Raw genomic sequence first — 24,003 nt, 5'->3', positions numbered from 1 at the left:
GGTCGCCCGGCGCGCCACCCTCGCGGTCCGCCCGAAGGTCGGGTCCGGACGAGGAGGACGGCATGCCCACGATCGAGGCCAACGGCACCACGCTCTACTACGAGCGCCGCGGCGACGGCCCGCCGCTGCTGTTCATCTCGGGTGCCCTGGGCGACGCCGGCTACTGGACCGATGTCGCGGACGAGCTCGCGGACACCTACACGGTCATCACCTACGACCGCCGCGCGAACTCCCGCAGCCCCCGGCCGGAGGGCTACAGCGAGGCGCCGATCGGTGAGCAGGCCGACGACGCCGCCGCGCTTCTCGGCGCACTCGATCTCGTGCCCGCCACCGTCTACGGCAACAGCCAGGGCGCGATCATCCTGACCGACCTCGTGCTGCGGCACCCGGACGTCGTGCGAGCGGCGGTGCTGCACGAGCCGCCGTACGTCGCGATGACCTCCGACCCCGACACACTCAACGCGACTCTCCAGCAGATGGTCGGCGAGGCGATGGAACGCGGCGGGCCACCGATGGCTGTCGAGGCCTTCCTGCGCTGGGTCTGTGGGGACGCCGTGTACGAGGCGCTCGATCCCGACCTCCGCGCCCGGGTCCTCGCCAACGGCGAGGTCCTCTTCGGCATCGAGATGGCCTCGCTCTTCGACTACATGCCCGACCAGGCCGAGCTCGCCCGCGTGCGCGTGCCGTGCGTGGTGGCCGCCGGCGTCGACAACGCGGACCCCACGGCCCAGCACCACTGGTTCCACGAAGCCGCCGTCTGGCTCGCCGACCGACTCGGCACTCGCCTCGTCCTGCTCCCCGGCGCCCACGTACCCCAGGCGACGCACCCGCACGAGCTGGCGACGTCGCTTCGCCCGCTGCTCAGTGAGCTGGAAGCCACACGGCCCGTGGACGCGTGACCGTCAGCGCACCCCGCGCAGCCCCAGCGTCCCGAGCCACTCGGTGATCCCGTCGAGCGCCGCCTTGGCCCCGGCCTCGGTCTCGGGCGCCGGGTCGAAGGTGCGCGCGTCGCCCTCGCCGCTGACGTGCTTGGCCGCGAAGGGGATCGGCACGGTGGCGGCGACGGGCACCATGCGCAGGGCGAGCAGCACGGGCAGGAGCGCCTCGGCGGCGCGGGCACCCGCGGCGACGCCGCCGTAGCCGATGAGCGCGACGGGCTTGCCCGCCCACTCCCGGTTGAGGTGGTCGAGCGCGTTCTTCAGGGCGGCGTTGTAGCTGTGGTTGTACTCGGGGTGCACGATCGCGAAGGCGTCCGCGCGGGCGACCGTCGCGCTGAAGGCCTTCGTCGAGTCCAGCGTGTAGCGGCCGAGGCGCGGGTGCTCCGGCTCGGCGAACATCGGCAGGTCGACGTCGGCCAGGTCGACGATCTCCACCTCGAAGCCCTCGTAGGCCCGGGCGTAGTCGGCGAACCACCGCGCGATCGGGTCGCCGATCCGCCCGGGACGGGTGCTCGCGACGATGATCTGCAGCAGCGGGCGGGGCTCGGCCTGCGTCATGGTTCTCCTCCGATGGCCCGGATGGTTGTGCTTACAACCATTCTCCTCCTCGGCGCCTCGCGGCGCGCGCGGGCGTCCGTCACCGTGGGACCGTGCGCCACGGTGGACCAGGGTCGCGACGCGTCCCGCTGGGGTCCGGCTGGGACCGCGACGCCGTGCTGGTCGACGACGCCTGGGTCGAGCGCACCGCCCGCCGTCCCGAGGCCGAGGACGGACTGCGCCGCGAGACGCTCCTGCTGCCCTGGCTGGCCGACCGGCTCCCGCTCGCGGTGCCCCGGCCCGTCGTGGTCGGCGAGGCACCGCTGACGGTGCGGCACGCGCTGGTCCCGGGCAGCGCGCTCGGGACGCCGACCCCCGACCACGCCCGCCGCCTCGGCGCCTTCGTGCGCGCGCTGCACGACGTCCCGCTCGCCGACGCCGTCGCCCGGGGCCTGCCCGACGCCGCGACGACGAGCGGCTGGCGACGCCGCGCCTTCGCGCGCTTCGAGGCCGAGGTCGCCCCGCGCCTGCCCGACGACCGGCGCCTGCGCGCGGCCCTCGACCGCCTGCGGGAGGTGTCGCCGACCGCGGTCGTCCACGGTGACCTGCGCGCCGAGCACGTGCTGGTCGTCGACGGGGTGCTCAGCGGCGTCATCGACTGGGGCGACGCCCGCGCCGGCGACCCGGCCAAGGACCTCGAGTGGCTGCTGCTCGACACCGGCCTCGCGGACGCGGTGATCGACGCCTACGGGGAGGACCTCACCGCGCGGGCCCACGACTGGCGCGCCGTCGGCCCCTGCTACGCCGTGGTCCACGGCCTCGACACCGGCGACGACGCGCTCGTGGCGGCCGCGCTCGACGCCCTGCGTGCCGCCAGCTGACGCCCGGTCACGCGGTCGAGGAGGGCGTCCACGGAGCCGAGGTCCCCGGCCCACGCCACGTGCTGGTCGGGACGGACGAGCACCGCGTCCGCCCCGCAGCGCGCGGCGAGGGCGTCGTCGATCACCGCGAGGGTGGTCAGCGGGACACCGCGGCGCGCGCACGCCTCCTGCAGGGCCGCGCCGTCGGCGGGCTCGCGCAGCAGCAGCGTCAGGTCGGCACCGAGCGCGTCGTACAGCGACCGCCCGTCGGGCAGCCGGGCGTGGGGGAGCCGCCCGCCCGCGCCGTCCGCGACCACGGGCGAGCCCCGGTGCTCGACGTCGAGGACGAGGTCGAGCGCGTGGAACTCGGCGCTCTTCGTCTCCTGGATCCGCCGGTCGGCGACGCGCCGGGCCTCGCGGCCCGCGGGGGTGTCGGCGTCGAGGTGGTCGGCGAGCAGGTCGGTCGAGAGCGTCCGCATGTTCTCGCTCGCGGCGTGGATGACCCGCTCCTGCACCGGCCGCCGCTCGGCCTCGTAGCTGTCGAGCAGGCCCGGCCCGCCCCACCCCGCGAGCACCGCGGCGAGCTTCCAGCCCAGGTCCACGGCGTCGCCGATCCCCGTGTTCAGCCCGTGCCCGCCGAAGGGCGGGTTGAGGTGCGCGGCGTCGCCGGCGAGGAACACCCGTCCGACCCGCAGCGTGTCCACCAGCTGCATTCGCGCGGTCCACGGGTCGGTCGAGAGCACCTCCGCGTCCACCGGCTCGCCCGCGGCCCCGTCGAGCAGCCGCGCGCCCGACCGCTCCCCGGTCTCGCGGTCGACGCCGAACGCGATCACCCACCACGTGCCGTCGAGGTCGAGCGGGCCGAGCAGCGCGGGCGTCGCGGCGTTCACCGTCCAGTACTGGACCGCCGGCCCGTGTCGCACGCGCGCGGCGAGCCCGGGCGCGCGGACGACCATGCCGAAGTTCGGGCGCAGCGCGTGCTCGCCGACGTACCGCGCCCCGACGGCGTCGCGCACCGCGCTGCGCGGGCCGTCGCAGCCGAGCACGTAGTCGGCGCGCACCGCCGCGCCGTCCTCCAGCGCCACCGTCACCCCCTCGTCGTCCTGGGCGAGGTCGACGACGCGCCCGGTGCGCACCGACACCGACGGCAGCTCGCCGACGACCTCGCGCAGCAGCTCCTCGAGGACGAACTGCGGCGCCTGCTGCCCGATCTCGGGCGACCGGTCGTCGCCGACGGCGAGCCCGAGGACGCCGGTGAAGCGGGAGAGCTCGTGCCCGACGAGCGAGGTGCAGAAGACGACGTCGGTGGAGTACGCCGGGGAGAGCGGCGCGCGGGCGCGGAGGCGTCCGGCGATCCCCCAGCGCCTCAGGTGCTCCATCGTGCGGACGTTGACCGTCTTGCAGCGCGGTCGCGCGTGGGACACGGTCGCGCGCGGCTCGACGACGACGCACGACACCCCGCGCCGCCCGAGCTCGACCGCGGCGGCGAGCCCGACGGGGCCACCGCCGGCGACGAGCACGCTGGTCCGGAGCACGCCTCAGTACACCTCGGGCAGCAGGAGGTCGGCGGGCGGTTCCTCCGGGCGGTACTTCCCGGCGCGCGCGCCCTCGTGGATCTCGTCGGCGGACAGGCCCGCGGCCCGCGCCTCGACGAGCTTGTCGGGGTCGAACCACTCGCCGATCGGGTTCTCGGCGAACTCCCGCGACGCCCAGATCCACTCCTTGGACACCGCCCAGTCGCCGAACGCGTCGAACTGGATCTCGACGCCGTTGCCCTCCGGGTCGGCGTAGTACATCGACATCGTGATGCCGTGGTCGAGGCACATGAACGGGCGGACGTCGTGGTCGCGGAGGCGCTCGTAGTTGTCCAGCCACTGCGTGAACGAGTCGTACTCGAACGCCGTGTGGTGCAGGCCCGCGCTGGTCGGCTTGTTCACCGGCGGGTGCACGGCGGGGTGCTTGATGAGCGCGATCCGGTGGTTGGCCTCGTCGTTGGTCAGCCACGCCGCGGACTCGGCGTAGTGGACCGGGTAGAGCCCGCACACCAGCCCGTACCAGCGGACCATCTCGTCCAGCTTCAGCGTCAGGAACGTGGCGTGGTGCAGCTTCGGCGGGATGATCGGTGCCTGCCGGTGCTCGTTCATCGGGACTCCTCTCGGTCGAGCGTCGTGATCCAGTCCAGGACGGTCTCGACGTACTGCTTCGGCGCGTGCTCGTGCATCGAGTGCGGCATGTCCGGGAAGGACCGGTACGCGAACGACGGGCCGGCCCCCTCGACGAGCTCCCGGACGCGCGCGACCTGCTCGTCGGACGAGGCACCGACGAGCCGGCCGGTCTGCTCGTCGACGACGTGGACGTGGTGGGTGAACAGCACCGGGACGCGGACCCGGGAGAGCATCGCCGCGTGGTCGCACGACGCGGTCGCGGTGCCGGTGACGAACGCCCGGCCCCACTGGGGGTCGTACTCGCGCAGGTTCTGCGGCGGCACGGACGGGTCGGCGTCGGGGTCCGGCGGGATCATGGTGGCGAAGCGGCTGAGCAGGTCCATCGGGATCTCGCGGGGCAGGGCCGCCATCAGCCCCGCCCAGTCGCCGATCGACCACTGGTCGCCCAGCCACCGGTTCCACGCCGCGAACACGGGTCCGATGGCCTGGTGGATGCCCTGCCCGACGGCCGGCGACTGCTCGCAGGCGAACAGCGGCGGGTCCTCCCACACCGCGGCGCGCACCTGGCCGGGCTTCGCGTACGCCGACAGCCACGCCGCGAGCACCCCGCCCGACGACAGCCCGCTGACCAGCGTCTCGCGTCCGATCACCAGGTCGATGAAGCGCACGAGGTCGCCGCCGAACAGGTCGATCGTGTAGCGCCCCGGCGTCCACGTCGACCGGCCCTGCCCGCGCAGGTCGACGGCGTGGACGTGGAAGTGCTCGGCGAGCAGCGGCATCGCCGCCTCGTAGCCCCACCACGACTCGGACTGCCCGGGGACCAGCAGCAGCGCCGGCGACGACGGGTCGCCGGCCGTCGCGTAGTTCATGCGGATCTCGCCGAGGTCGACGAGGTGCTCGTCGTGGGCGTGGGGGACGAAGGTGCCGCTGCGGTCGGCGGCCTCGAGGGGGGCGCTCACGACACGAACCCGTGCTGCATCTGACCGATCCCGGCGCACCAGGTGACGAGCTCGTCGCCGGCGCCCAGGAAGCGCGGCGGGGTGCGTCCGGCGCCGATCCCGGCCGGGGTGCCGGTGAACACGACGTCGCCGGGCAGCAGCGTCACGATCGCCGAGAGCTCGGCGACGAGGTCCGGGACCGAGAAGATCATCGCCCCGGTGCGGCCCTTCTGGACGCTCTCGCCGTTGACGAGGCAGCCCAGCTCCAGGTCGTCGGGGTCGAGGCCGGCCGCGCGGAGCTCGTCGACGGTGACGAGGGCCGGGCCCATCGGGGAGAACCCGGGGTACGACTTGCCCAGCCCGAACTGCGGGGGCGGGGCGGCGAACTGGGTGACGCGGTCGGAGAGGTCCTGGCCGACGGTCAGGCCGGCGACGTGGTCCCACCCGCGGTCCGCCGGGATGCGGTGCCCGCCGGTGCCGATGACGGCGACGAGCTCGACCTCCCAGTCGACGTCGCCGGGCGAGAGCCGGATGTCGCCGTGCGGACCGGTGAAGCTCGAGGCGTACTTCGTGAACACCAGCGGCGTCGTCGGCAGTGCCATGCCCGACTCGGCGGCGTGGTCGCGGTAGTTCAGCCCCACCGCGAAGACCTGCGGCGGGCGCGGGGCGACCGGGCCGAGCGCGCCCGGGTCGAGCGGAACCGCGGCGGCGAGGTCCGCCCCGTCGGCCCAGGAGCGGAACGCGTCCCACCGGTCGTAGACGGCCTGCGGGTCGGCGGGGAAGCGGCCGTCGCTGGCCTGCTCCACGTCGATGCCGCGCAGGCCGCCCGACGACTCGGGGTCGGGTTCCACCAGGGCCAGCCGGCCCGCGTGGTTGGCGATGCGCACGTGAGGTTCCCTCCGGAGACGATCGACTAGACGAGGGCGGTGACGCCGTCGGTGATGCCGAGCAGCGCGCGCCCGTAGACCTCGGCCGAGATCGCGGGGCTGACGACGGCGTGGCGGGACGCGACCTCGGAGTCGCGCCAGATGCGCTGCAGGGGGCTGGCCTCGGCGAACGACCCGGCGCCGTGGGCGGAGACCAGGACGCGGATCGCCTCGCGGGCGTTCTCGATCGCCGCGCCGGTGTCCATGCGGACGCGGGCGCGCGCGGCGTGGTCGGGGTACACGCCGTCGACGGCGGCCTGGTCGATGTCGGCGGCGGCGCGGTAGGCGACGAGGTGGGCGGCGTCGACGAGCCCGCTCGCCTTCGCGACGGCGAGCTGGAACGTCGGGGCCTCGGTCTGGGTGTCGTAGTCGGTGTAGGAGACCGATCGCTTGGGCGCCTTCTCGATCACCAGGTCCAGCGCGGCCTGCGCGAGCCCCAGCTGCGGGCCGGCCAGCACGATCGCCGCGACCGGGACGAACGCCGACCGGTAGAGCGCCTCGTCGGTGTGCTCGGTGCCGTACCGCCCGCCGATCGCCGCCGGGATCGAGATCACCCGGTGCTCGGGGACGAGGACGTCGCGCGCGACCAGCGTGTTCGAGCCGGTGCCGCGCATGCCGGTGACGAACCAGGTGTCCTCGATCGCGAGGTCGGCCATGGGCACGAGCGCGAGGCCCTGGTCGACGACCTCGCCGTGCTCGTCGGGCACCGGGAAGCCGACCACGGCCCACTGCGCGTGCAGGCACCCCGACGCCCAGCCCCACCGGCCGGTCAGTCGGTAGCCGCCGTCGACCCGCGTCGCCTCGGCCGAGGGGGCGAGCACGCCGGCGATGCGCGCGCCGGGGGCGTCCTCCCAGACGTCGCGCTGGGCGCGGTCGGGGAACAGGCCGACGAAGAAGGCGCAGACGTTCATCAGCGTCGTGGCCCAGGACGTCGAGCCGCAGCCGCGGGCGAGCTCGCGGGACACCTCGAGCTTCGTGCGCAGGTCGGTCTCGAGCCCGCCCAGGCGGCGCGGCCTCATGATCGAGAACAGGCCGGCCTCGTCGATCAGCGTGATGTTCTCCTCGGCGACCCGGCGGTCCTCCTCGGTGCGCGCCGCGTTGCGGGCGAGGACCGGGACGATCTCGCGGGCCCGCCCCACGAGCTCGGCGCGCAGCGCCCGCGCCTCGGGGGTCGTGCCGGGCCGGTCGAGCGAGCAGTCCGCCATCGACGGTGACGTCATCGAGCACCTCCAGGGGGCCGGAACGGTCACCTCGGCGTGACCCGTGCCACGACCGGACGCTAGAGAGCTATCTTATAAGTTGTCAACGTGCGCTAAGGTGAGCGCCGGTGATCAGCTCGACCGAGGGCGAGGGGTGACGGTGACGGCCGGCGGGGAGGACGCGGGACCACGCGGCGGCGTGCGGTCGGTCGCGGCGCGCAAGGCGTCGGCGGTCGACCTCGTCCTGCACGAGATCCGCCGGTCGATCCTGCGCGGGGAGCTGCCGCCCGGGCAGCCGTTCACGGTGCCGGCGCTCACCGAGCAGCTCGGCGTGAGCCACGTGCCGGTGCGCGAGGCCCTGCGCCAGCTCGAGGCCCAGGGGCTCATCGTGCTCAGCCCGTCCCGCAGCGCGATGGTCACCCCGCTCGACCCCGACGACCTGCGCGCGATCTACCGGCTGCGGCTCATCGTCGAGCCCGAGCTGGCCGCCCTCTCCGCGCCCGACCGCACCGACGCCGAGATCGCCGACCTCGACGCGATGGTGCGCGCCACCTTCGGCGACGTGCTGGGCGAGGCGTTCTGGGAGCCGCACCGGGCCTTCCACGCCGCGCTCATCGAGCCGGCCGCGAGCGCCTGGGACCGGCGGATGCTCGCCCCGCTGTGGGACGCCTCCGAGCGCTACACGCGCCTGGTGTTCGACCCGCTCGAGGCCCCCGAGTCCTTCGCCGCCCACCGCGCCCACGCGCACGACGAGCTCGTCGACGCGGCGCGCACCCGCGAGCCGGAGCGCCTGCGGGCCGCCGTGGCCCAGCACCTCGAGAACAACCTCGCGACCATGCTGGCCGCGATGAGCCGGGTCCCGCAGGGTCGGTCGGCGGGCCCGGCCGGCGGGCACGCCACGGCCTGAGCGCCCCGGTGGCGGGTGCGCGAACAGTGCGTGACGGCGCGGTGCTGCGGCTCCCGGCACGCCGCGCGTCACGCCAGGCTGGTGGCGTGGTCGACCTGGTGCGCTCCGAGCACCCCGACGCCCGGCTCGTCGCCGTCGCGCTGCGGCGGGGCCCCGACGACGTGGGTGTGCGCCTCGCCGTGCCGGGGCGCGTGCGGGTCGTGGAGACCGAGGTCGCCGACCGCGTCGCCCGCCTGCTCGAGGCCGCCGTCGCCCACGCCCGCGCCCACGCCCGCGGCGCGGGCCTGCCCGCCGAGATCGACCTCGACCGCCTCGTCACGCGCGCCGAGGCCGACGTCACCGGACGTCGCCGGGCCTGAGTCCCGGCCCCTGTCACACGCGGGGGCGTCCGTCTCGTCGGAAGGGCATGAGCACAGCAGCGCAGCGCATGCAGGTCCTGGTCGTGGGCGCCGGGTACGCGGGGGCCACGGCCGCCGTGCGCCTGGCCGGGCGGGCCGCGGGGCGGGTGGACGTGACTGTCGTGAACCCGCGGCCCGGGTTCGTCAACCGGCTCCGCCTGCACCACGTCGCGGTCGGGCAGCGGGTCGCCGCACCGGCCCTGGCGACGATGCTGGGGGCGGGAGTCTGGTTCGTCGAGGGCCAGGTCACCGACCTCGGCCTCGACACCGGGCGCGCGGTCGTCGCCGGTCCGGGCGGGCCCCGCACCGTCCGGTACGACCGGCTCGTCCTCGCCACCGGCAGCACGACGGAGGTCCCGGTGCCGGGCGGGGAGCACGCGCACGCCGTCGGCGACATCGGGGCCGCCCGGCGGCTGCGGCACGCGCTCGACGGGGTCGCGGCCGGCGCGGACGTCGCCGTCGTCGGCGGCGGGTTCACCGGGCTCGAGACGGTCGGCGAGCTGGCCGAGCACCGGCCCGACCTGCGGGTACGGCTGGTGACCGCCGGCGAGGTCGGCGGGTGGTTCCCTCCGCGCGGCGCCGCGCACGTGCGGCGCACCCTGGCGACGCTGGGGGTGGAGGCCGTCGGCGGGCGCAGGGTCGCGGCCGTGGAGCCCGACCGGGTGCTCCTCGACGACGGCGACGCGCTGCCCGCGGCGCTCATGGTCTGGTGCGGCGGGTTCGTCGCCCCGTCGCTGGCGTGGAACGCCGGTCTGGCCGTCGACGAGCGCGGCGCCGTGCTCACCGACACGCGGCTGCGCTCGGTCACCCACGACCACGTGCTCGCCGTCGGCGATGCCGGGCACGCGCCCGCGCCGGGCGGGGGCCGCTACAGCATGTCCTGCCAGTACGCGTTCCCGTCGGCCGCGCACGCCGCGGACCTCCTCGTGGCCGAGGCGCTCGGCACCCCCGACACCCGCCCCCTCGACCTCGGCTTCACCGCCCGCGTCGTCAGCCTGGGCCGGCACCACGCCGTGCTGCAGCCCACCGACCGCCGGGACACCGCCCGGGGCCGGGCGATCACCGGCCGGGCGGCCCTCGCCACGAAGTGGTTCCAGGTCCGGGGCACCGTGTCGGCGATCGGTCTCGAGCGCCGCTTCCCCGGTGTCGTGCACTGGCCGCACGCCGACGCCGGCGACCACGCCGACGCCGGTGCCGTCACCCCGGCCGTCGCGGCAGGCTCGGCATCGTGACCCGCGCCGAGGAGTTCACCGAGCACCGCCCGCTGCTGTTCGCCATCGCCTACCGGATCCTCGGCAGCGTCGCGGAGGCCGAGGACGCGGTGCAGGAGGCGTGGCTGCGCTACGAGTCGTCGACGACCGAGCCGGTGTCGGTCAAGTCGTTCCTGTCGGCGGTGGTCACGCGGATCGCCATCGACGTCCTGCGCTCGGCGCGGGTGCGGCGGGAGGCCTACGTCGGGCCGTGGTTCCCGGAGCCGCTGCTCAGCGACCCCTACTCCGACCCCGAGCGCTCGGCCGAGCTCGCCGACTCCGTCTCGATGGCGGCGCTGCTGCTGCTCGAGCGGCTCACGCCGACCGAGCGGGCGGTGTTCGTGCTGCGGGAGGTGTTCGGGTTCGGCTTCCCCGAGATCGCGCGGGCGGTCGGGCGCTCGGAGGCGGCGTGCCGCCAGCTCGCGGTGCGGGCCCGCCGGCACATGGCGGAGGGGCGCCCCCGGTTCGAGGCCGACCGCCGCGAGCGCGAGGAGCTCGCCGCCCGCTTCGTCGACGCGCTGCGCGAGGGCGACCTCCACGGGCTCACCGAGCTCCTCGCCGCCGACGTCACCGCGGTCGCCGACGGCGGCGGCAAGGGGCCGGCCTTCGCCCACCCGGTCGCCGGGGCGACCCGGGTCGCGCGGCTGCTCGTCGGGTTCGCGACCTTCATGGACGGCGTGGCGGACCTCGCGTTCCAGCGGGTCAACGACCAGCCGGGCGTCGTGGTCCGCGACCGCGAGGGCCGGGTGGTCTCCGTGCTCGCCCTCGACGTGCTCGACGGGCGCATCCAGACGATCCGCACGGTGGTCAACCCGGACAAGCTCGGCCACCTCGGACCGGTCGCCGACGCCTGGCGTCTGCGCGCCGAGGCCCTCGCCCGGCGGCGGCCCGCGCGGGGGGAGGACGGCGTGCCGTGAGCGCGTCGGCGGCGGATGGTCGGCGTCCGCGCGGATCCGGGGCAGGATGGTGACGTTCACCGACGACCCGGGGGAGGAGCGGTGGCGACCATCAGGGACAGCGGCCTGGCGACATCGGCGGGTCAGTCCCGCGCGCGCGTCTTCGACGCCGACGCCGACGACGCGTTCGACCGGCTCGCCCGTCTGGCCACCTCGCTCACCGGCGTGGCGCTCGGGGCCGTGTGGCTGGTCCTCGACGGGCGGGCCTACCTGCGCAGCGCGTCGGGCGCCGGGGCGTCGGCGCCGTCCGCGCGGGATGCCCGGCAGCAGGGCACGCCGGTCGACCGGTCACTGTGCTCCGTCGTCCTCGGGGAGGACACGGCCGCGTGGGTCGAGGAGGCGGGCGACGAGCCCCACACGCGCGGCTGGGTGGAGACGACGTTCACCGACGTCCGCGCCTTCGCCGGCGTCCCGATCCGTGACCCCGGGGGGACGGCGATCGGGGTGCTGTGCGCGGTCGACGCGGACCGTCATCCCTGGTCCGCGCAGGACCGCGACGTGCTGACCACCCTGGCCCAGGCCGCCACCGGCGAGGTCGCCCTGCGCTCGGCGCTGGCCGACTCGCGGGCGGAGGGATCGGCGGCGGCCCGCCGGGCCGCGGCGTCGGACCACGCCGCCGCGGAGGCCGGGCGGCAGGCCCGCGAGGCCGGGGTCCAGGCCCGGGAGGCGGGCGCCGCCGTCGTCTACTACCGCGAGCAGGCCCGGTCGGCGGGGGCGCAGGCCGCGACGTCCGACCAGCTCGCCGCCGACGCGCAGCGGCTGGCGAAGCTCGCCGAGGACCACGCCGCGGAGGCCGACGAGTTCGCGGCGACGCTGCGCGAGAGCCTCCTGCCGGCGCGCCTGCCCGACTTCCCGGGCGTCGAGGTCGCCGCCCGGTACCGGCCGGGCACGGGCGCCTCGGTGCTCGGCGACTTCTACGACCTGTTCCCGACCCCCGGCGGCTGGGGCGCGGTCGTCGGCGACGTGTGCGGGAAGGGTCCCCAGGCGGCCCGGACCACCGCGCTCGCCCGCTCGACGGTGCGGGCGATCGGGCACACCGACGACGACCCCGCCTCCGTGCTCGCGGCCCTGCACGGGGTGCTGCACGTGTGGTTCGACCAGCGCCCCAGCTTCGTCACCGCCGTCTACGCGGGGATGGCGCCGCGCACCGACGCCGAGGGGCTCGCGGTCGGCGTCGCGAGCGCCGGGCACCCGCCCGCGGTGCTGCAGCGCCGCGACGGCACGGTCGTGGCCCTCGAGGCCGGGGGCCGGGCGCTGGGCATCCGCGAGGAGCCGCGGGTCGCCCTGGAGCGCGTGGACCTGGACGTCGGCGACCGGCTGATCCTCGTCACCGACGGCGTCACCGAGGCGCGCCCGACCGGCGGCGGCGAGCTGGAGCTCGCGGGCCTGCTGGCCGTCGTCGAGGGCCTCGACCCGGCGGGCCGCGCCGACCTCACCGCCGACGCGGTCCTCGCGGCCGTCGACGACCACGCGGCCGGCGCGGCGCTCGACGACACCGCGCTCCTGGTCATCCGGGCGGGGCGGCGTCCCGGGGGGTGAACCCGCGGGTTGGGGGAAGCGATCACGGGGCAATCCCACCGCCGCGATGACCACACCGGACCCCGCCACCGACGACGACGTCGCTCCGTGGCCCGAGCCCTTCCGCGTGAGCGTGCCCGCACGGGCGGACCACGTGCGGGCGCTGCGCCGTCGGCTCGCGGCGTGGCTGGGCGGGGACCACCTGGACGCCGACCTCATCGACGACGTCGTCATGGCGACGTCCGAGGCGCTCGAGAACTGCTGCGACCACGCCTACGCGTCGGCGTCGTCGGTCGGCACCATGACGCTCACCGCGCGGGCCCTCGACGACGCCCTGGTCGTCACCGTCGTCGACGACGGGACCTGGCAGACGCCCGGGCGGGAGACCACGGGCCGCGGGCGGGGGCTCGCGATGATGCGGCAGCTCGTCGACGACGTGGCCGTCGAGTCGGGGCCGGCGGGCACGGAGCTCGCGCTGACCCGCTACCTGCGCTCCTGATCCCGCCCGCGCACACCGGGGGGGCGCGCGCCGACCGGCCCGCGCCCCGCCGGCCGGGAGGTCACAGGATGTCGACCGACACCGAGTTGCCGCTGAGGTTGTCGTTCAGGATCTCGTTGCAGGAGATGTTGAGGAGGTTGGCGCCGCCGATCGGGGCCTGCACCAGGCCGTTGCCCAGGAGCGCGTCGCCGCTGATGCCGCCGTTGGCCTCGGCGCTGCCGCCGGTGACGTCGCAGTCGGAGCCGGCCTCCGGCTCGTGGTGCTCGTGCTCGTCGTGGCACTCGGTGGCCGACGCGAGCGGGGCGGCGGCCAGCAGGCTCGCGGCGACGCCGACCGTGACCACACCCAGCTTCTTGATCAACGTGTGTACTCCTCGGAGAGCATGTCGGGGGAGCGTGGCCCCGGGCCCGGGCACCCGGCCCGGTCGGTGACCACGACCTCCCAACGACCACCCCGAGGAGTGGTGACGCACCAGCACCCCGTCACGCCGACGAGTGACGGAGGGTGGTGGACTGCGGCGCTCGGTCGAGGAGCGTGTCCCTCGTTCGGATGGGCAGTGTCCCCCGGACGGGTCACGGCACGACGAGCAGCGCCAGGGCGTACGTCGCCGTCCCGACCGCCATGCTGAGCAGGGCGTGGCGGCGCCACAGGTGCACGCCGACGGTCACCGCCACCGGCACGAGCTCGCGCAGCGCGAGCAGCGGCCGGTCGACGGGCAGGTCGCGCAGCAGGTGGACGACGAGGACCAGCATCACGCCGGCGGGCAGGTGGCGGCCGAGGTACGTGACGAGCGGCGATGACCGCAGCCGCGTGAGCAGCGCGAACGGCGCCGCGCGCAGAGCGAGCGTGATCGCCGCGGCGACGGCGACGACCGCGACGAGGTAGCCGGTGTCAGGCATCGGCGGCCTCCGGGCGCGCGCTGAGGCGGTACCGCACGAGCAGCGCCACGACGAACAGCGTCATCCCGACCAGCAGCATCTCGCCGGGCGCGACGAGGCGGGCGACCAGGGCGCAGGCGACGGCGAGCAGCGGGCCGGTCGCCTCGCGGCCCGCGCGCACGGCGTCGGTCGCGAGCACGACGAACAGCGCGGTGACCACGAAGTCGAGCGCGGGCACGTCCAGCGCGAACGCGTTCCCGGCCAGCGCCCCGACGACGCCGCCGCTCACCCAGCACGCCTGCAGGAGCACCTGGCCGGCGACGATCCGCGTGCCCGAGAGCGTCGCGGCCGACCGGGTGGTGGCGAGCGCCCAGGCCTCGTCGATGAGGGCGAACACGGCGTAGGCGCGGCCGGTGCGGCTCCGGACGCGGTGCAGCGGGAAGGACAGCCCGTAGAACACGTGCCGGCCGTTCACCAGCAGCGTGGTGACGGCGACGGTCGCGAGCGGGGTGCCGACGACGGCGAGGGCGACGAGCAGGAACTCCGCCGACCCCGCGAACACGATCCCGCTGAACACCGGCGCCCACCACCACGCGAGGCCGGAGCCGACCACGAGCAGCCCGAAGCTGGAGCCGAGCAGGAACATGCCGGCCCCGACGGCGCCGACGTCCCGGGCGGCGGCCGCGATCTCGGTTCCGCGCGACGGTGTGCTCTCCACGGGAGCAACGCTAGACCGGGGTTCGCGCCACGCGATGGCGTTCTCTCCCGCTGCCAGGCGCCATGGCGCATCATCGTTGCGTGGACGCCATCGACCGCGCCATCATCGCGCAGCTGCGCCGGGACGCCCGGCTCCCGAACGTCGAGCTGGCCGAGCGCGTGGGGCTCACCCCGGCGCCCTGCCTGCGCCGGGTGCGGCGCCTCGAGGAGGACGGCGTCATCGTCGGCTACCACGCCGACATCGACCCCGCGGTGGAGGGACGCGGCTTCGAGGTGCTGGTCAACATCGACCTCGTCAGCAAGGCCCGGGATGCGTTCCTGGCCTTCGAGGAGCAGGTGGCGGCGTTCGACGAGGTGATCGAGATGCGCCGGATGTTCGGCCTGCCCGACTACTTCGTGCGCGTCGCGACGCGCGACCTCGAGGCCTACGAGGCGTTCGTGACCGACCGGCTCGGGCGGACGCCGGGTCTCGCCCGGATCGACTCCCACCTCACGATGAAGAAGATCAAGTAGAACGCACGCGCAGCACGGACCCGACCGCCCCCACCGCGACCATGACGATGACCAGGCCGAACAGTACGACCGCCACCGGCGCCAGGCCCCACACGTCGACGGCGACGCCGGCGAGGATGCTCGTGACCGCCGCGGCGAGGTAGCAGAACAGGTAGACCGCGCTGAGGGTGCCGGCGTGCGCGCCGTCCGGGCTGCGCTCGAGCAGGACCCGCATGGCGCCGGCGAACGCGACGCCGAAGCCTGCCCCCGCGACCATCGCGGCGGCGAGGTACGCGGCGAAGCTCCCCACCGCGATCGCCCCCACGAACCCCGCGACCCCCGCGACCAGGCCCGCGGCCCCGCCCGCGAGCGCCCGCGTCGCGCGCAGCCGGTTCGCCGACAGGCCCGCGATCGGTCCCGCGAGGTGGTAGACGGCGACGGTGAGCGCCCCGCTGAACAGGTCGCCCCGGCCCAGCACCGACACCGCCAGCGACGGGGACAGCGCCTGGGTGAAGCCGCCCAGCACGTAGGTCGCGGCGACGAGCAGGCACACCAGCGCGAACACCGGGCGCGCGCTCGCCGGCACCCGGACCACCGGCTTCAGCGACCGCACGGCCGCCGCCCGGCTCCCGCGCGTCACCGTCTCGGGCAGCAGTAGCACCGCGAGCGCCGCCAGCACGAGCAGCGCGGCGACGACCACGAACGACCACACCGGCGCGCCGCACGGGGCGAGCTGCACCGCGGCGCCCGAGGCCAGCGCCCCGATGGCGATCCCGCCGGGCGGGGCGCCGCTGGTCACCGCGCCGGCGAGCCCCGGGCGGGACGGCGGCGTCAGGTCCACGACGAACGCGCCGAGCGCGGAGAGCGCGAGCCCGACCGAGAGCCCCTGGACCGCGCGCCCGACGATCAGCGGCGCCGCCGAGTCGACGGTCGCGAGCACGAGGCACGCCACGGCCCCGACGAGCAGCGCCGGCACGCCGACCCACCGCCGGCCGAGGTGGTCGGACAGGCTGCCGCAGCAGAGCAGGGCCGCGAGCAGCGGCAGGATGTAGATCGCGAAGGCGCCGGTGAGCGCGACCGTCGAGACCCCGTACGTCTGCTGGTAGACGACGTAGAGCGGCGCGGGCACCCCCGCCGCGGCGCACGCGACGACGAAGGCGACCGACGCCGTCGTGAACGTCGCGAGGGGACGGGCGGTGGTCCGGGTCCGGGTGCGGAGACGCAGCACCGAGGGCCTCAGGCCGGCCGGGCGTCGAGGGGCACGTCCCCAGCGTAGGCGGCGATCACGCGGTTTCGCGGCGGGAGCGCAGGGGGAGGCCTGCCGCCATGACGCGAGGGGACGAGGACGGCGCCGGGATCGGGGCAGCGGACCGACCGGGGGAGCGGGCGGGCGGACGGCCCCGGGTGGTCGTCGTGGGCGGTGGGTTCGCCGGCTACAACGCCGTGAAGGCGCTGGCCCGCACCGTGGGCGACACCGCGGAGGTCGTCCTGGTCAGCCCGACCAACTACTTCCTCTACCTGCCCCTGTTGCCCGAGGTCGCGAGCGGTGTGGTGGAGCCGCGCCGGATCTCCGTCTCGCTGGCCGACACCCTGCCGCGCGGGGTGTCGCACGCCCAGGGCGAGGTGGACGACGTCGACCTCGAGGGCCGGACCGTGCGGTGGATGGACCCGGAGGGCCGGCACCACACCACGGGCTACGACCGCCTCGTCCTGGCCGTCGGCAGTGTGCACAAACTCATGCCGATCCCCGGGCTGAGCCGCTACGCGCACGGCTTCCGCGGCATCCCCGAGGCGCTCTACGTGCGCGACCACCTCATCCGCCAGATCGACCTGGCCGCCGGCGCCGACGACCCCGAGGAGCGCCGCGCCCGCTGCACGTTCGTCGTGGTCGGCGCGGGCTACACGGGGACCGAGGTCGCCGCGCAGGGCGTGCTGTTCACCCGCGACCTCGCGCGCTCCCGCGGGCTGGACGACGACGCCGTGCGCTGGCTGCTCGTCACGCGCGGGGAGGTCCTCTCCGGCCTCGACCCGCACCTCGGGCGCACCGCCGCCCGGGTCCTGCGCGAGCGCGGCGTCGAGGTCCGCACCGGCGAGACGGTGGAGGAGGCGACCGAGGACGGCGTGCGGCTGCGCGGCGGCGAGCAGGTGCCGACGCGCACCCTCGTCTGGTGCGTCGGCGTCCGCCCCGACCCGCTCATCGAGGGCGTGGGCCTGGAGCTCGCCGAGGGCCGGCTCGTCGTCGACCGGACCCTCCAGGTGCCCGGGCACCCCGACGTGTTCGCGTGCGGCGACGCGGCCGCGGTTCCCGACCCCGGTCGGCCCGGCCAGTACACCGCGATGACGGCCCAGCACGCCGAGCGGCAGGGCAAGCTCGCGGGCCGCAACGTCGCGGCGTCGCTGAGCGGCGGGCGGCGGCGCCCGTACCGGCACCGCGACCTGGGGTTCGTGGTCGACCTCGGCAGCACCGACGCCGCCGCCAACCCCCTGCACCTGCGGCTGGCCGGCCTCCCCGCCAAGGCGGTCGCCCGCGGCTACCACCTGCTCTCGATGCCCGGCAACCGCCTGCGCACGGCCGCGGACTGGCTGCTCGACGCCGTCCTGCCGCGCCAGTCGACCCAGCTGGGGCTGGTGCGCTCGGTGTCGGTGCCGCTGGACTCGTCGTCACCCGAGGTGCCCCACCACCCGCAGATGGCCTTCCCTCCCGAGCGCTCGTCGGGTGCCCGCTGAGGTCACCGACCGGAGCTATCGAGCCCGGCGCGCAGCGTCCTACGGTGTGACCGCTGCCACCACTGCGGACCACGGGGAGGTGCCGTGGAGCACCCGTTGCTGCGCCCGGCCTCGAGCTACGACGAGCTCTGGCGCCAGGTCGACTTCACGACGATGGCGATCCCGGAGCGCTTCAACCTCGGGGTGGCGTGCGCCGACCGGCAGGACCCGGAGGCCCGCGCGCTGACGATCGTCGAGCGCGACCGCAGCTCGCACGACCACACGTTCGGCGAGGTCACCGCGTCCGCGAACCGGCTGGCGAACGCGCTGGCCGCACTCGGGGTCGGGCGCGGCGACGTCGTCGGGCTGGTCAGCCCGGCCTCGTTCGAGACCGGCGTCGGCTTCGTCGGGATGTTCCGGATGGGCGCGGTCGCCCTGCCGCTGTCGTCGCTGTTCGGGCCCGACGCCCTGCGCTACCGGCTGCGCGACGCCGGCGCGAGGGCCGTCGTGACGGCGGCGGCGAACGCCGACCGGGTGCGGGAGGCGCTCGACGACGGCGGGGAGCCGGTCCCGCTGCTGGTCATCGGCGGCGAGGGCCCCGAGTCGTACGAGGACGCGCTGGCGGCCGCGTCGCCGGCGTTCACCCCGGTGGACACGGCCGCCGAGGACCCGGCGTTCCTCATCTACACCTCGGGCACCACCGGCGACCCGAAGGGCGCGCTGCACGCCCACCGCATCGTGTTCGGGCACCTGCCGGCCTTCGAGGCGATCTTCGAGTTCTACCCGCAGCCGCACGACGTGCTGTGGTCGCCGGCCGACTGGGCCTGGATCGCCGGGATCATGGACATCCTCGTGCCGGCCTGGTTCCACGGCCTGCCCGTCGTGGTCGACCGCGAGCCGGCGTTCTCGGCGGAGCGCGCGGTGTGGCTCATGCGCGAGTTCGACGTCACGCTCACCCTGCTGCCGGCCACCGCCCTGCGGGTCATCCGCGCGTCGGGCATCGAGGGCGGCGGGTTCGCGTTCCGCTCGGTCGCGTCGGGCGGCGAGGCCCTGGGCGCCGACCTGCTCAAGTGGAGCGAGGAGTTCTTCGGGGCGACCGTCAACGAGGGCTACGGGCAGACCGAGCTCAACGCCTGCATCGGCAACTGCGCGTCGGTCTACCCCGTCCGCCCGGGGTCGCTGGGCAAGGCGCTGCCGGGGTTCACCGCGGTGGTGCTCGACGACGACGGCGAGCCGGTGCTGGACGCGGTCGGCGAGCTCGCCCTCGACCGCCGGACCCCCTCGACGATGCTGGAGTACTGGCGCAACCCGACGGCCACCGCGGAGAAGTTCCGGGGCGAGTGGCTGCTCACCGGCGACCTCGCCCGTCAGGACGCCGACGGCTACGTGTGGTTCGAGTCCCGCAAGGACGACGTCATCACCTCCGCCGGCTACCGCATCGGCCCGGGCGAGATCGAGCAGAGTCTGGGCGGTCACGAGGCCGTCGCGATGGCCGCGGTCGTCGGGGTCCCCGACGAGCGGCGCGGGCAGGTCCCGAAGGCGTTCGTCGTGCTGCGCCCGGGGGTCACGGCGTCGCCGGAGCTGGCCGACGAGCTGCGCGCGCACGTGCGGACGCGGCTGGCCGCGCACGAGGTCCCGGCCGGGATCGCGTTCCTGGACGAGCTGCCGCGCACCACCACGGGCAAGATCCTCCGCCGCGCGCTGCGGGAGGACTGAACCGCCCGCGTGTCGACAGTCGCCACACCACCTGTCGGCAACGAGCCGCTAGGCTGTCCGGGGACGAGGGAGAGGACCCCGGGGTGGCCGCCGAGCCGTTGACGAGCCTGGACCGCAGCACGCTGCGCGAGCGCTCCCTCGCCGCGCTGCGCACCGCGATCACCTCCGGGCGCTACGCGCCGGGCGACCACCTCGGCGAGGTCGAGCTCTCGACCCACCTCGGGGTCAGCCGCGGGACGGTGCGCGAGGCCCTGCGGCACCTGCAGCAGGAGGGCCTGGTCACCGCCGGCAACCGCGGCATGCTGCGCGTCAACCGGCTGTCGGCCACCGAGGTGCGCGAGCTCTTCCGGGTCCGGGCCGCGCTCGAGGGCCTCGCCGTCTCCGAGATCATCGCCTCGCCCGGGCGCGAGGAGGCCGTCGCCACCCTGCGCGCCGCGCTCGCGGACCTCGGCACCGGCGACTTCGCCCAGCGCGTCGAGGCCGACCTGGGCTTCCACCTGCTGCTCTGCCGCCTCTCCGGCAACTCGATGCTGGTCGAGGCGTGGCGCGCGCTCGAGGGCCGCATCCGCGTGGCGATCATGAACGGCGACGCCGAGGGCTCGCCGATCATGATGGCGGGGGACCGGCACGCGCCGATCGTCGAGGCCATCGCGCGCGGCGAGCTCGACGCCGCCCGGTCGGTGGTCACCGAGCACATGGCCGCCGCGGCCGAGCACTTCGCGCCCGCCGACGCCTGAGCCGCCCCGCCGAGCCCGGTCCGGGTACGCCTGCCGCCGCCCCGACCCCGGTTACTGGCTCGTATCCCTCGCCCCGCGAGCGATACGAGCCAGTAACCACCGGAGGCCCCGGCTACACGCGCTGATCTCTGCGTGATCGTCGCAGGTCAACGCGCTCCACGAGTTGTCTGCTGACTGTTGACAGACGCCCTCGTGCGACGTCACCATCGTTCTCCAACAGCCGACTGTTGACAGTCGACTGACGGGGTCGGCCGACGCGCGGCAGCCACCTCCCTCGCATCCGAGACGATCAGCGGAGATCACCATGGACGACCGGCACGAGCCGCCCTCGGGCACCGTCGCCAGCACCGACCCGGCTGCCCACCCCGTCGAGGGGACGCCCGCCAAGCGGCGCGTCGCGATCGGGGCCTCGGTCGGCGCGACCATCGAGACCTACGACTTCATCGGCTTCGGCGTCGCCGCCGCGCTGTACTTCAACACCGTCTTCTTCCCGGCGAGCGACCCGCTCTCGGGCACCCTGCTCTCCTTCGCCACCCTCGGCATCGGGTTTGCCGTCCGCCCGCTCGGCGGGATCATCGGCGGCTACCTCGGCGACAAGATCGGCCGAAAGCCCGTGCTCGTCGGCTCGCTGCTGCTCATGGGCATCGCGACCGTGCTCATCGGCGTCCTGCCCACCTACCAGCAGGTCGGCGTCTGGGCGGGGGTGCTGCTCGTCGCCGTCCGCGTCGTCCAGGGTCTCGCCTTCGGCGCCGAGTGGGGCGGCGCGATCCTCATGTGCTTCGAGCACGCACCGTGGCGCAAACGCGGCCTCTACACGGGGATCACGCAGGCCGGCTTCCCGGTCGGGCTGCTCCTGGCGAACCTCGCGTTCCTCGTCAGCGTGCCGCTGGGCGAGGGCTGGGCGTGGCGCGTGCCGTTCCTGCTCTCGGCGATCCTCATCGCGGTCGGCATCGTCATCCGCCTCAAGGTCGAGGAGTCGCCCGAGTTCGAGGAGCTGAAGAACGAGGGCGAGATCGCGAAGAACCCGCTGCTCGAGGTCCTGCGCGACGACTGGCGCAACGTCCTGCGCGCCTTCTGCCTGCGCGTCACCGAGACCGCCGGCTACGCCGTCACCGTCACGTTCGTCCTGTCGTACCTGACCAGCGAGGACCTCGCCGACCGCAGCGTCAGCCTCACCGCGACGATGATCGCCTCGGCGCTCGGCATCGGCGCGACGATCGGGTTCGGCGCCCTCACCGACCGCGTCGGGCGCCGGCCGGTCTACCTCTTCGGCACGATCGTCACGCTGCTCTGGGGTGTCCCGCTGTTCCTGCTGGTGAACACCGGCGCCGCGATCGCCATCGTGCTCGCCTTCGTCGTCAGCTACGCGATCTGCCAGAACTCGCTGGCCGGGGTGCAGGGCGCCTGGTTCTCGGAGCTGTTCGCCGCCCGCACCCGCACCACCGGCGCCTCGCTGGCCTACCAGCTCTCGGCCGTCGTCTCCGGCTTCACGCCGCTGCTGGCCACCGCCCTGTTCGCTGGCTTCGGCTGGATCGGGCCGGCCGTGCTCATCAGCGTCTACGGCCTGCTCGGCCTCGTCGCGACGCTGCTGACCCGCGAGACGTGGGGCCCGCGCCAGCGCGAGGAGGTCGCCGCGCTGGAGGCGGCCGCCGTCGCTGATCGGGCCGCCGACCGGGCTGCCGGCCGAGCCGCTGCCGGCACCACCGGTTCCCCGGCCGCCCGTCCCGACACCACCGCCTCCGTCACCCGCTGAGAGCGCAGGAGACCCGCATGACCACGCTCACCGACACCACGACCGAGAGCACCACCGACCGCGTCGCCCGCCTCCGCGACGCCGCCTACCGCATCCGCCGCCACGCCCTGGACATGGGCGAGGTGCAGGGCCAGGGCTACATCGGCCAGGCCCTCGGCGTCGCCGACGTCCTCGCCGTGCTCTTCGGCGACGTGCTCCGGTTCCGCGCCGAGGACCCCGAGTGGCCCGACCGCGACCGGTTCCTCCTGTCCATCGGCCACTACGCGATCGCCGCCTACGCCGCGTTCGCCGAGGCGGGCATCGTCCCGGTCGAGGAGCTCGAGACCTACGGGTCCGACGGCTCGCGGCTGCCGATGTCGGCGATGGCCTCGTACACGCCCGGCATGGAGATCTCCGGTGGCTCGCTGGGCCACGGCCTCGGGGTCGCCACCGGCATGGCCCTGGGCCTGCGCCACCGCGGCCACCCCGCGCGCGTCGTCAACCTGCTCTCCGACGGCGAGCTCGACGAGGGCTCGACGTGGGAGGCGGCCCTGGCCTGCGCCCACCACGGCCTGTCCACCGTCCTCGCCGTCGTCGACGTCAACGGCCTGCAGGCCGACGGGCCGACCGCCGGCGTGCTGCGCGTCGACCCGCTCGAGGAGAAGTGGCGCGCCTTCGGCTGGACCACCCGCCGCGTCGACGGCAACGACGTCGGCGCCCTCGTCGCGGCGTGCGACGAGCTGACCGCCGACCCCACCGCCCCGTCGATCCTGCTCGCCGACACCACGCCCGGCCACGGCGTCCCAATGCTCGAGACCCGCGAGAAGGCGCACTTCCTGCGCGTCGAGGCGCACGAGTGGGACATCGCCCGGGAGCAGCTGAAGGAAGGACACGCCCGATGACCACCGCCGCACCGAAGCGCCTGACCACCTCGGCGATGATCGCCTCGTTCGCCGACCCCGACCAGCGCACGACCCCCGCGCCGTTCGGGCACGCGCTCGCCCGCCTCGCGCAGGAGCGCCCGGAGATCGTCGGGATGTCGGCGGACCTCGCGAAGTACACCGACATGCACGTCTTCCGCGACGCGCACCCCGACCGCTTCTTCCAGATGGGCATGGCCGAGCAGGTGCTGCTCGGCGCCGCGGCCGGCATGGCCGAGGTCGGGCTGGTGCCGTTCGCGTCGACCTACTCGGTGTTCGCGACGCGGCGGGCCTACGACTTCCTCTGCCTCGACATCGCCGAGCCCGGGCTCAACGTCAACGTCGTCGGCGGCCTGCCCGGCCTGACCACCGGCTACGGCCCGAGCCACCAGGCCACCGAGGACCTCGCGATCCTGCGTGGCTGCCCGAACCTGGTGATCGTCGACCCCTGCGACTCCGTGGACATCGAGCAGGCCGTGCCGGCGCTCGCCGACCACGACGGGCCGACCTACCTGCGGCTGCTGCGCGGCCAGGTGCCGACGGTGCTGGACGAGTACGACTACCGCTTCGAGCTCGGCCGGGCCGCCGAGCTGCGCAGCGGGCGCGACGTCCTGCTCATCTCCACCGGGCTGATGACGATGCGCGCGCTGCAGGCCGCGCAGCGCCTCGAGGCCGACCACGTCGACGTCGCCGTCCTCCACGTCCCGACGATCAAGCCGCTCGACCGCGAGGCCGTCATCCGCGCCGCGCGGTCCGACCGCCTGGTCCTGACCTGCGAGAACCACACCGTCGTCGGCGGGCTCGGCGAGGCCGTCGCGTCGACGATCGCGCTCGCCGGCATCGGCACCCGCCTCGGCCAGGTCGGGCTGCCCGACGAGTTCCTCGCCGCCGGCGCCCTGCCCACGCTGCACGACCGCTACGGCCTGTCGACCGACGCGCTGGTCGCGCGCGTCAGGGCCGAGCTCTCCGACCGCGCCCCCTGGCCGGCCGACCCCACCCCGCCCAGCGCCTGAG

25 protein-coding genes are annotated in these 24,003 nt (G+C 75.2%); 15 read left to right on the top strand and 10 right to left on the bottom strand.

Annotated elements, in window-relative coordinates:
* Window positions 1–62 precede the first annotated feature (62 nt).
* Window positions 63–899 (top strand): alpha/beta fold hydrolase, encoded by an 837-nt coding sequence (locus tag PH190_RS25260; RefSeq protein WP_274234297.1) that lies wholly within the window; start codon window positions 63–65, stop codon window positions 897–899.
* Window positions 900–902: 3 nt separating this feature from the next.
* Here the strand turns inward: PH190_RS25260 and PH190_RS25255 are convergent, their stop codons facing one another.
* The gene (locus tag PH190_RS25255; RefSeq protein ID WP_274234296.1) at window positions 903–1,496 is read right to left on the bottom strand and encodes an NADPH-dependent FMN reductase; all 594 of its coding nucleotides are present in this window, start codon (window positions 1,494–1,496) and stop codon (window positions 903–905) included.
* A gap of 92 nt (window positions 1,497–1,588) precedes the next feature.
* Here PH190_RS25255 and PH190_RS25250 point away from each other — a divergent pair, with 92 nt between their 5' ends.
* A complete protein-coding gene (locus tag PH190_RS25250; RefSeq protein ID WP_274234295.1) occupies window positions 1,589–2,356 on the top strand; it encodes a phosphotransferase in 768 nt (255 codons plus the stop codon).
* Here PH190_RS25250 and PH190_RS25245 read toward each other — a convergent pair.
* Genes PH190_RS25245 through PH190_RS25225 form a run of 5 tightly spaced genes read right to left on the bottom strand, consistent with a single transcriptional unit; the run spans window position 2,275 to window position 7,584 of the window.
* The gene (locus PH190_RS25245; protein ID WP_274234294.1) at window positions 2,275–3,870 is read right to left on the bottom strand and encodes an FAD-dependent monooxygenase; all 1,596 of its coding nucleotides are present in this window, start codon (window positions 3,868–3,870) and stop codon (window positions 2,275–2,277) included. The two genes, PH190_RS25250 and PH190_RS25245, sit on opposite strands and share 82 nt — an antisense overlap.
* A gap of 3 nt (window positions 3,871–3,873) precedes the next feature.
* Window positions 3,874–4,479 (bottom strand): VOC family protein, encoded by a 606-nt coding sequence (locus PH190_RS25240; protein ID WP_274234293.1) that lies wholly within the window; start codon window positions 4,477–4,479, stop codon window positions 3,874–3,876.
* On the bottom strand, window positions 4,476–5,459 hold the full coding sequence (locus PH190_RS25235) for an alpha/beta fold hydrolase (RefSeq protein WP_274234292.1): 984 nt from the start codon (window positions 5,457–5,459) through the stop codon (window positions 4,476–4,478). The genes PH190_RS25240 and PH190_RS25235 overlap by 4 nt, the downstream gene beginning before the upstream one ends.
* Complete coding sequence (locus PH190_RS25230) at window positions 5,456–6,325, bottom strand: fumarylacetoacetate hydrolase family protein (protein WP_274234291.1); 870 nt, start codon at window positions 6,323–6,325, stop codon at window positions 5,456–5,458. Before PH190_RS25230 ends, PH190_RS25235 begins: the two co-directional genes overlap by 4 nt.
* A gap of 26 nt (window positions 6,326–6,351) precedes the next feature.
* On the bottom strand, window positions 6,352–7,584 hold the full coding sequence (locus PH190_RS25225) for an acyl-CoA dehydrogenase family protein (protein ID WP_274234290.1): 1,233 nt from the start codon (window positions 7,582–7,584) through the stop codon (window positions 6,352–6,354).
* Between the two features lie 133 nt (window positions 7,585–7,717).
* Between PH190_RS25225 and PH190_RS25220 the strand changes: the two genes are divergently transcribed.
* From PH190_RS25220 to PH190_RS25195, 6 genes are all read left to right on the top strand, one after another.
* On the top strand, window positions 7,718–8,470 hold the full coding sequence (locus tag PH190_RS25220; RefSeq protein ID WP_274234289.1) for a GntR family transcriptional regulator: 753 nt from the start codon (window positions 7,718–7,720) through the stop codon (window positions 8,468–8,470).
* Between the two features lie 86 nt (window positions 8,471–8,556).
* On the top strand, window positions 8,557–8,829 hold the full coding sequence (locus tag PH190_RS25215) for a hypothetical protein (protein ID WP_274234288.1): 273 nt from the start codon (window positions 8,557–8,559) through the stop codon (window positions 8,827–8,829).
* Window positions 8,830–8,876: 47 nt separating this feature from the next.
* Window positions 8,877–10,100 (top strand): NAD(P)/FAD-dependent oxidoreductase, encoded by a 1,224-nt coding sequence (locus tag PH190_RS25210; RefSeq protein ID WP_274234287.1) that lies wholly within the window; start codon window positions 8,877–8,879, stop codon window positions 10,098–10,100.
* Window positions 10,097–11,035, top strand: coding sequence for an RNA polymerase sigma-70 factor (locus PH190_RS25205; protein WP_274234286.1), 939 nt, complete (start codon window positions 10,097–10,099; stop codon window positions 11,033–11,035). The genes PH190_RS25210 and PH190_RS25205 overlap by 4 nt, the downstream gene beginning before the upstream one ends.
* An 81-nt stretch (window positions 11,036–11,116) precedes the next feature.
* Window positions 11,117–12,613: a PP2C family protein-serine/threonine phosphatase gene (locus PH190_RS25200; RefSeq protein ID WP_274234285.1), complete on the top strand. Its 1,497-nt coding sequence runs from the start codon at window positions 11,117–11,119 to the stop codon at window positions 12,611–12,613.
* A 46-nt stretch (window positions 12,614–12,659) separates the two neighbouring features.
* The gene (locus PH190_RS25195; RefSeq protein WP_274234284.1) at window positions 12,660–13,091 is read left to right on the top strand and encodes an ATP-binding protein; all 432 of its coding nucleotides are present in this window, start codon (window positions 12,660–12,662) and stop codon (window positions 13,089–13,091) included.
* 61 nt (window positions 13,092–13,152) lie between these two features.
* On the opposite strand, the gene PH190_RS25190 is transcribed toward PH190_RS25195, so the two are convergent.
* The 3 genes from PH190_RS25190 to PH190_RS25180 all read right to left on the bottom strand — a co-directional run bounded on the left by PH190_RS25190 (window position 13,153) and on the right by PH190_RS25180 (window position 14,687).
* The gene (locus PH190_RS25190; RefSeq protein WP_274234283.1) at window positions 13,153–13,452 is read right to left on the bottom strand and encodes a hypothetical protein; all 300 of its coding nucleotides are present in this window, start codon (window positions 13,450–13,452) and stop codon (window positions 13,153–13,155) included.
* A 211-nt stretch (window positions 13,453–13,663) separates the two neighbouring features.
* Entirely contained in the window at window positions 13,664–13,990 is a 327-nt protein-coding gene (locus PH190_RS25185) for a branched-chain amino acid transporter permease (RefSeq protein ID WP_274234282.1), read from the bottom strand.
* A complete protein-coding gene (locus tag PH190_RS25180; RefSeq protein ID WP_274234281.1) occupies window positions 13,983–14,687 on the bottom strand; it encodes an AzlC family ABC transporter permease in 705 nt (234 codons plus the stop codon). Before PH190_RS25180 ends, PH190_RS25185 begins: the two co-directional genes overlap by 8 nt.
* Before the next feature lie 80 nt (window positions 14,688–14,767).
* Between PH190_RS25180 and PH190_RS25175 the strand changes: the two genes are divergently transcribed.
* The gene (locus tag PH190_RS25175) at window positions 14,768–15,199 is read left to right on the top strand and encodes an Lrp/AsnC family transcriptional regulator (RefSeq protein WP_274234280.1); all 432 of its coding nucleotides are present in this window, start codon (window positions 14,768–14,770) and stop codon (window positions 15,197–15,199) included.
* On the opposite strand, the gene PH190_RS25170 is transcribed toward PH190_RS25175, so the two are convergent.
* Window positions 15,192–16,406, bottom strand: a complete 1,215-nt coding sequence (locus PH190_RS25170) for an MFS transporter (RefSeq protein ID WP_274234279.1) — start codon at window positions 16,404–16,406, stop codon at window positions 15,192–15,194. The genes PH190_RS25175 and PH190_RS25170 overlap by 8 nt on opposite strands.
* Before the next feature lie 98 nt (window positions 16,407–16,504).
* On the opposite strand from PH190_RS25170, the gene PH190_RS25165 reads away from it, so the two are divergent.
* The 6 genes from PH190_RS25165 to PH190_RS25140 all read left to right on the top strand — a co-directional run bounded on the left by PH190_RS25165 (window position 16,505) and on the right by PH190_RS25140 (window position 24,002).
* Window positions 16,505–17,905 carry an NAD(P)/FAD-dependent oxidoreductase gene (locus tag PH190_RS25165; protein ID WP_274234278.1) on the top strand — a complete coding sequence of 467 codons (1,401 nt, stop codon included), beginning with the start codon at window positions 16,505–16,507 and terminating at the stop codon, window positions 17,903–17,905.
* 84 nt (window positions 17,906–17,989) lie between these two features.
* Window positions 17,990–19,600: an AMP-binding protein gene (locus tag PH190_RS25160; protein ID WP_274234277.1), complete on the top strand. Its 1,611-nt coding sequence runs from the start codon at window positions 17,990–17,992 to the stop codon at window positions 19,598–19,600.
* A gap of 83 nt (window positions 19,601–19,683) precedes the next feature.
* Window positions 19,684–20,337, top strand: coding sequence for a GntR family transcriptional regulator (locus PH190_RS25155; RefSeq protein WP_274234276.1), 654 nt, complete (start codon window positions 19,684–19,686; stop codon window positions 20,335–20,337).
* 304 nt (window positions 20,338–20,641) lie between these two features.
* Window positions 20,642–22,090, top strand: coding sequence for an MFS transporter (locus PH190_RS25150; protein ID WP_274234275.1), 1,449 nt, complete (start codon window positions 20,642–20,644; stop codon window positions 22,088–22,090).
* 17 nt (window positions 22,091–22,107) lie between these two features.
* Window positions 22,108–22,971 (top strand): transketolase, encoded by an 864-nt coding sequence (locus PH190_RS25145; protein WP_274234274.1) that lies wholly within the window; start codon window positions 22,108–22,110, stop codon window positions 22,969–22,971.
* Complete coding sequence (locus PH190_RS25140) at window positions 22,968–24,002, top strand: transketolase family protein (RefSeq protein WP_274234273.1); 1,035 nt, start codon at window positions 22,968–22,970, stop codon at window positions 24,000–24,002. Before PH190_RS25145 ends, PH190_RS25140 begins: the two co-directional genes overlap by 4 nt.
* The last annotated feature ends 1 nt before the right edge of the window (window position 24,003 follow it).

It is taken from the genome of Actinomycetospora straminea (assembly GCF_028737255.1).
GTDB classification, from domain to species: Bacteria; Actinomycetota; Actinomycetes; order Mycobacteriales; family Pseudonocardiaceae; genus Actinomycetospora; species Actinomycetospora straminea.
The sequence above is the reverse complement of the archived record's forward strand: the minus strand, read 5'-3'. Positions and strand labels throughout refer to the sequence as shown.

Coding starts and splice junctions, on each gene's coding strand:
- PH190_RS25260 (WP_274234297.1), top strand. CDS start 63: ATGCCCACGATCGAGGCCAACGGCACCACGCTCTACTACGAGCGCCGC.
- PH190_RS25255 (WP_274234296.1), bottom strand. CDS start 1,496: ATGACGCAGGCCGAGCCCCGCCCGCTGCTGCAGATCATCGTCGCGAGC.
- PH190_RS25240 (WP_274234293.1), bottom strand. CDS start 4,479: ATGAACGAGCACCGGCAGGCACCGATCATCCCGCCGAAGCTGCACCAC.
- PH190_RS25225 (WP_274234290.1), bottom strand. CDS start 7,584: ATGACGTCACCGTCGATGGCGGACTGCTCGCTCGACCGGCCCGGCACG.
- PH190_RS25210 (WP_274234287.1), top strand. CDS start 8,877: ATGAGCACAGCAGCGCAGCGCATGCAGGTCCTGGTCGTGGGCGCCGGG.
- PH190_RS25195 (WP_274234284.1), top strand. CDS start 12,660: ATGACCACACCGGACCCCGCCACCGACGACGACGTCGCTCCGTGGCCC.
- PH190_RS25185 (WP_274234282.1), bottom strand. CDS start 13,990: ATGCCTGACACCGGCTACCTCGTCGCGGTCGTCGCCGTCGCCGCGGCG.
- PH190_RS25165 (WP_274234278.1), top strand. CDS start 16,505: ATGACGCGAGGGGACGAGGACGGCGCCGGGATCGGGGCAGCGGACCGA.
- PH190_RS25150 (WP_274234275.1), top strand. CDS start 20,642: ATGGACGACCGGCACGAGCCGCCCTCGGGCACCGTCGCCAGCACCGAC.
- PH190_RS25145 (WP_274234274.1), top strand. CDS start 22,108: ATGACCACGCTCACCGACACCACGACCGAGAGCACCACCGACCGCGTC.
- PH190_RS25140 (WP_274234273.1), top strand. CDS start 22,968: ATGACCACCGCCGCACCGAAGCGCCTGACCACCTCGGCGATGATCGCC.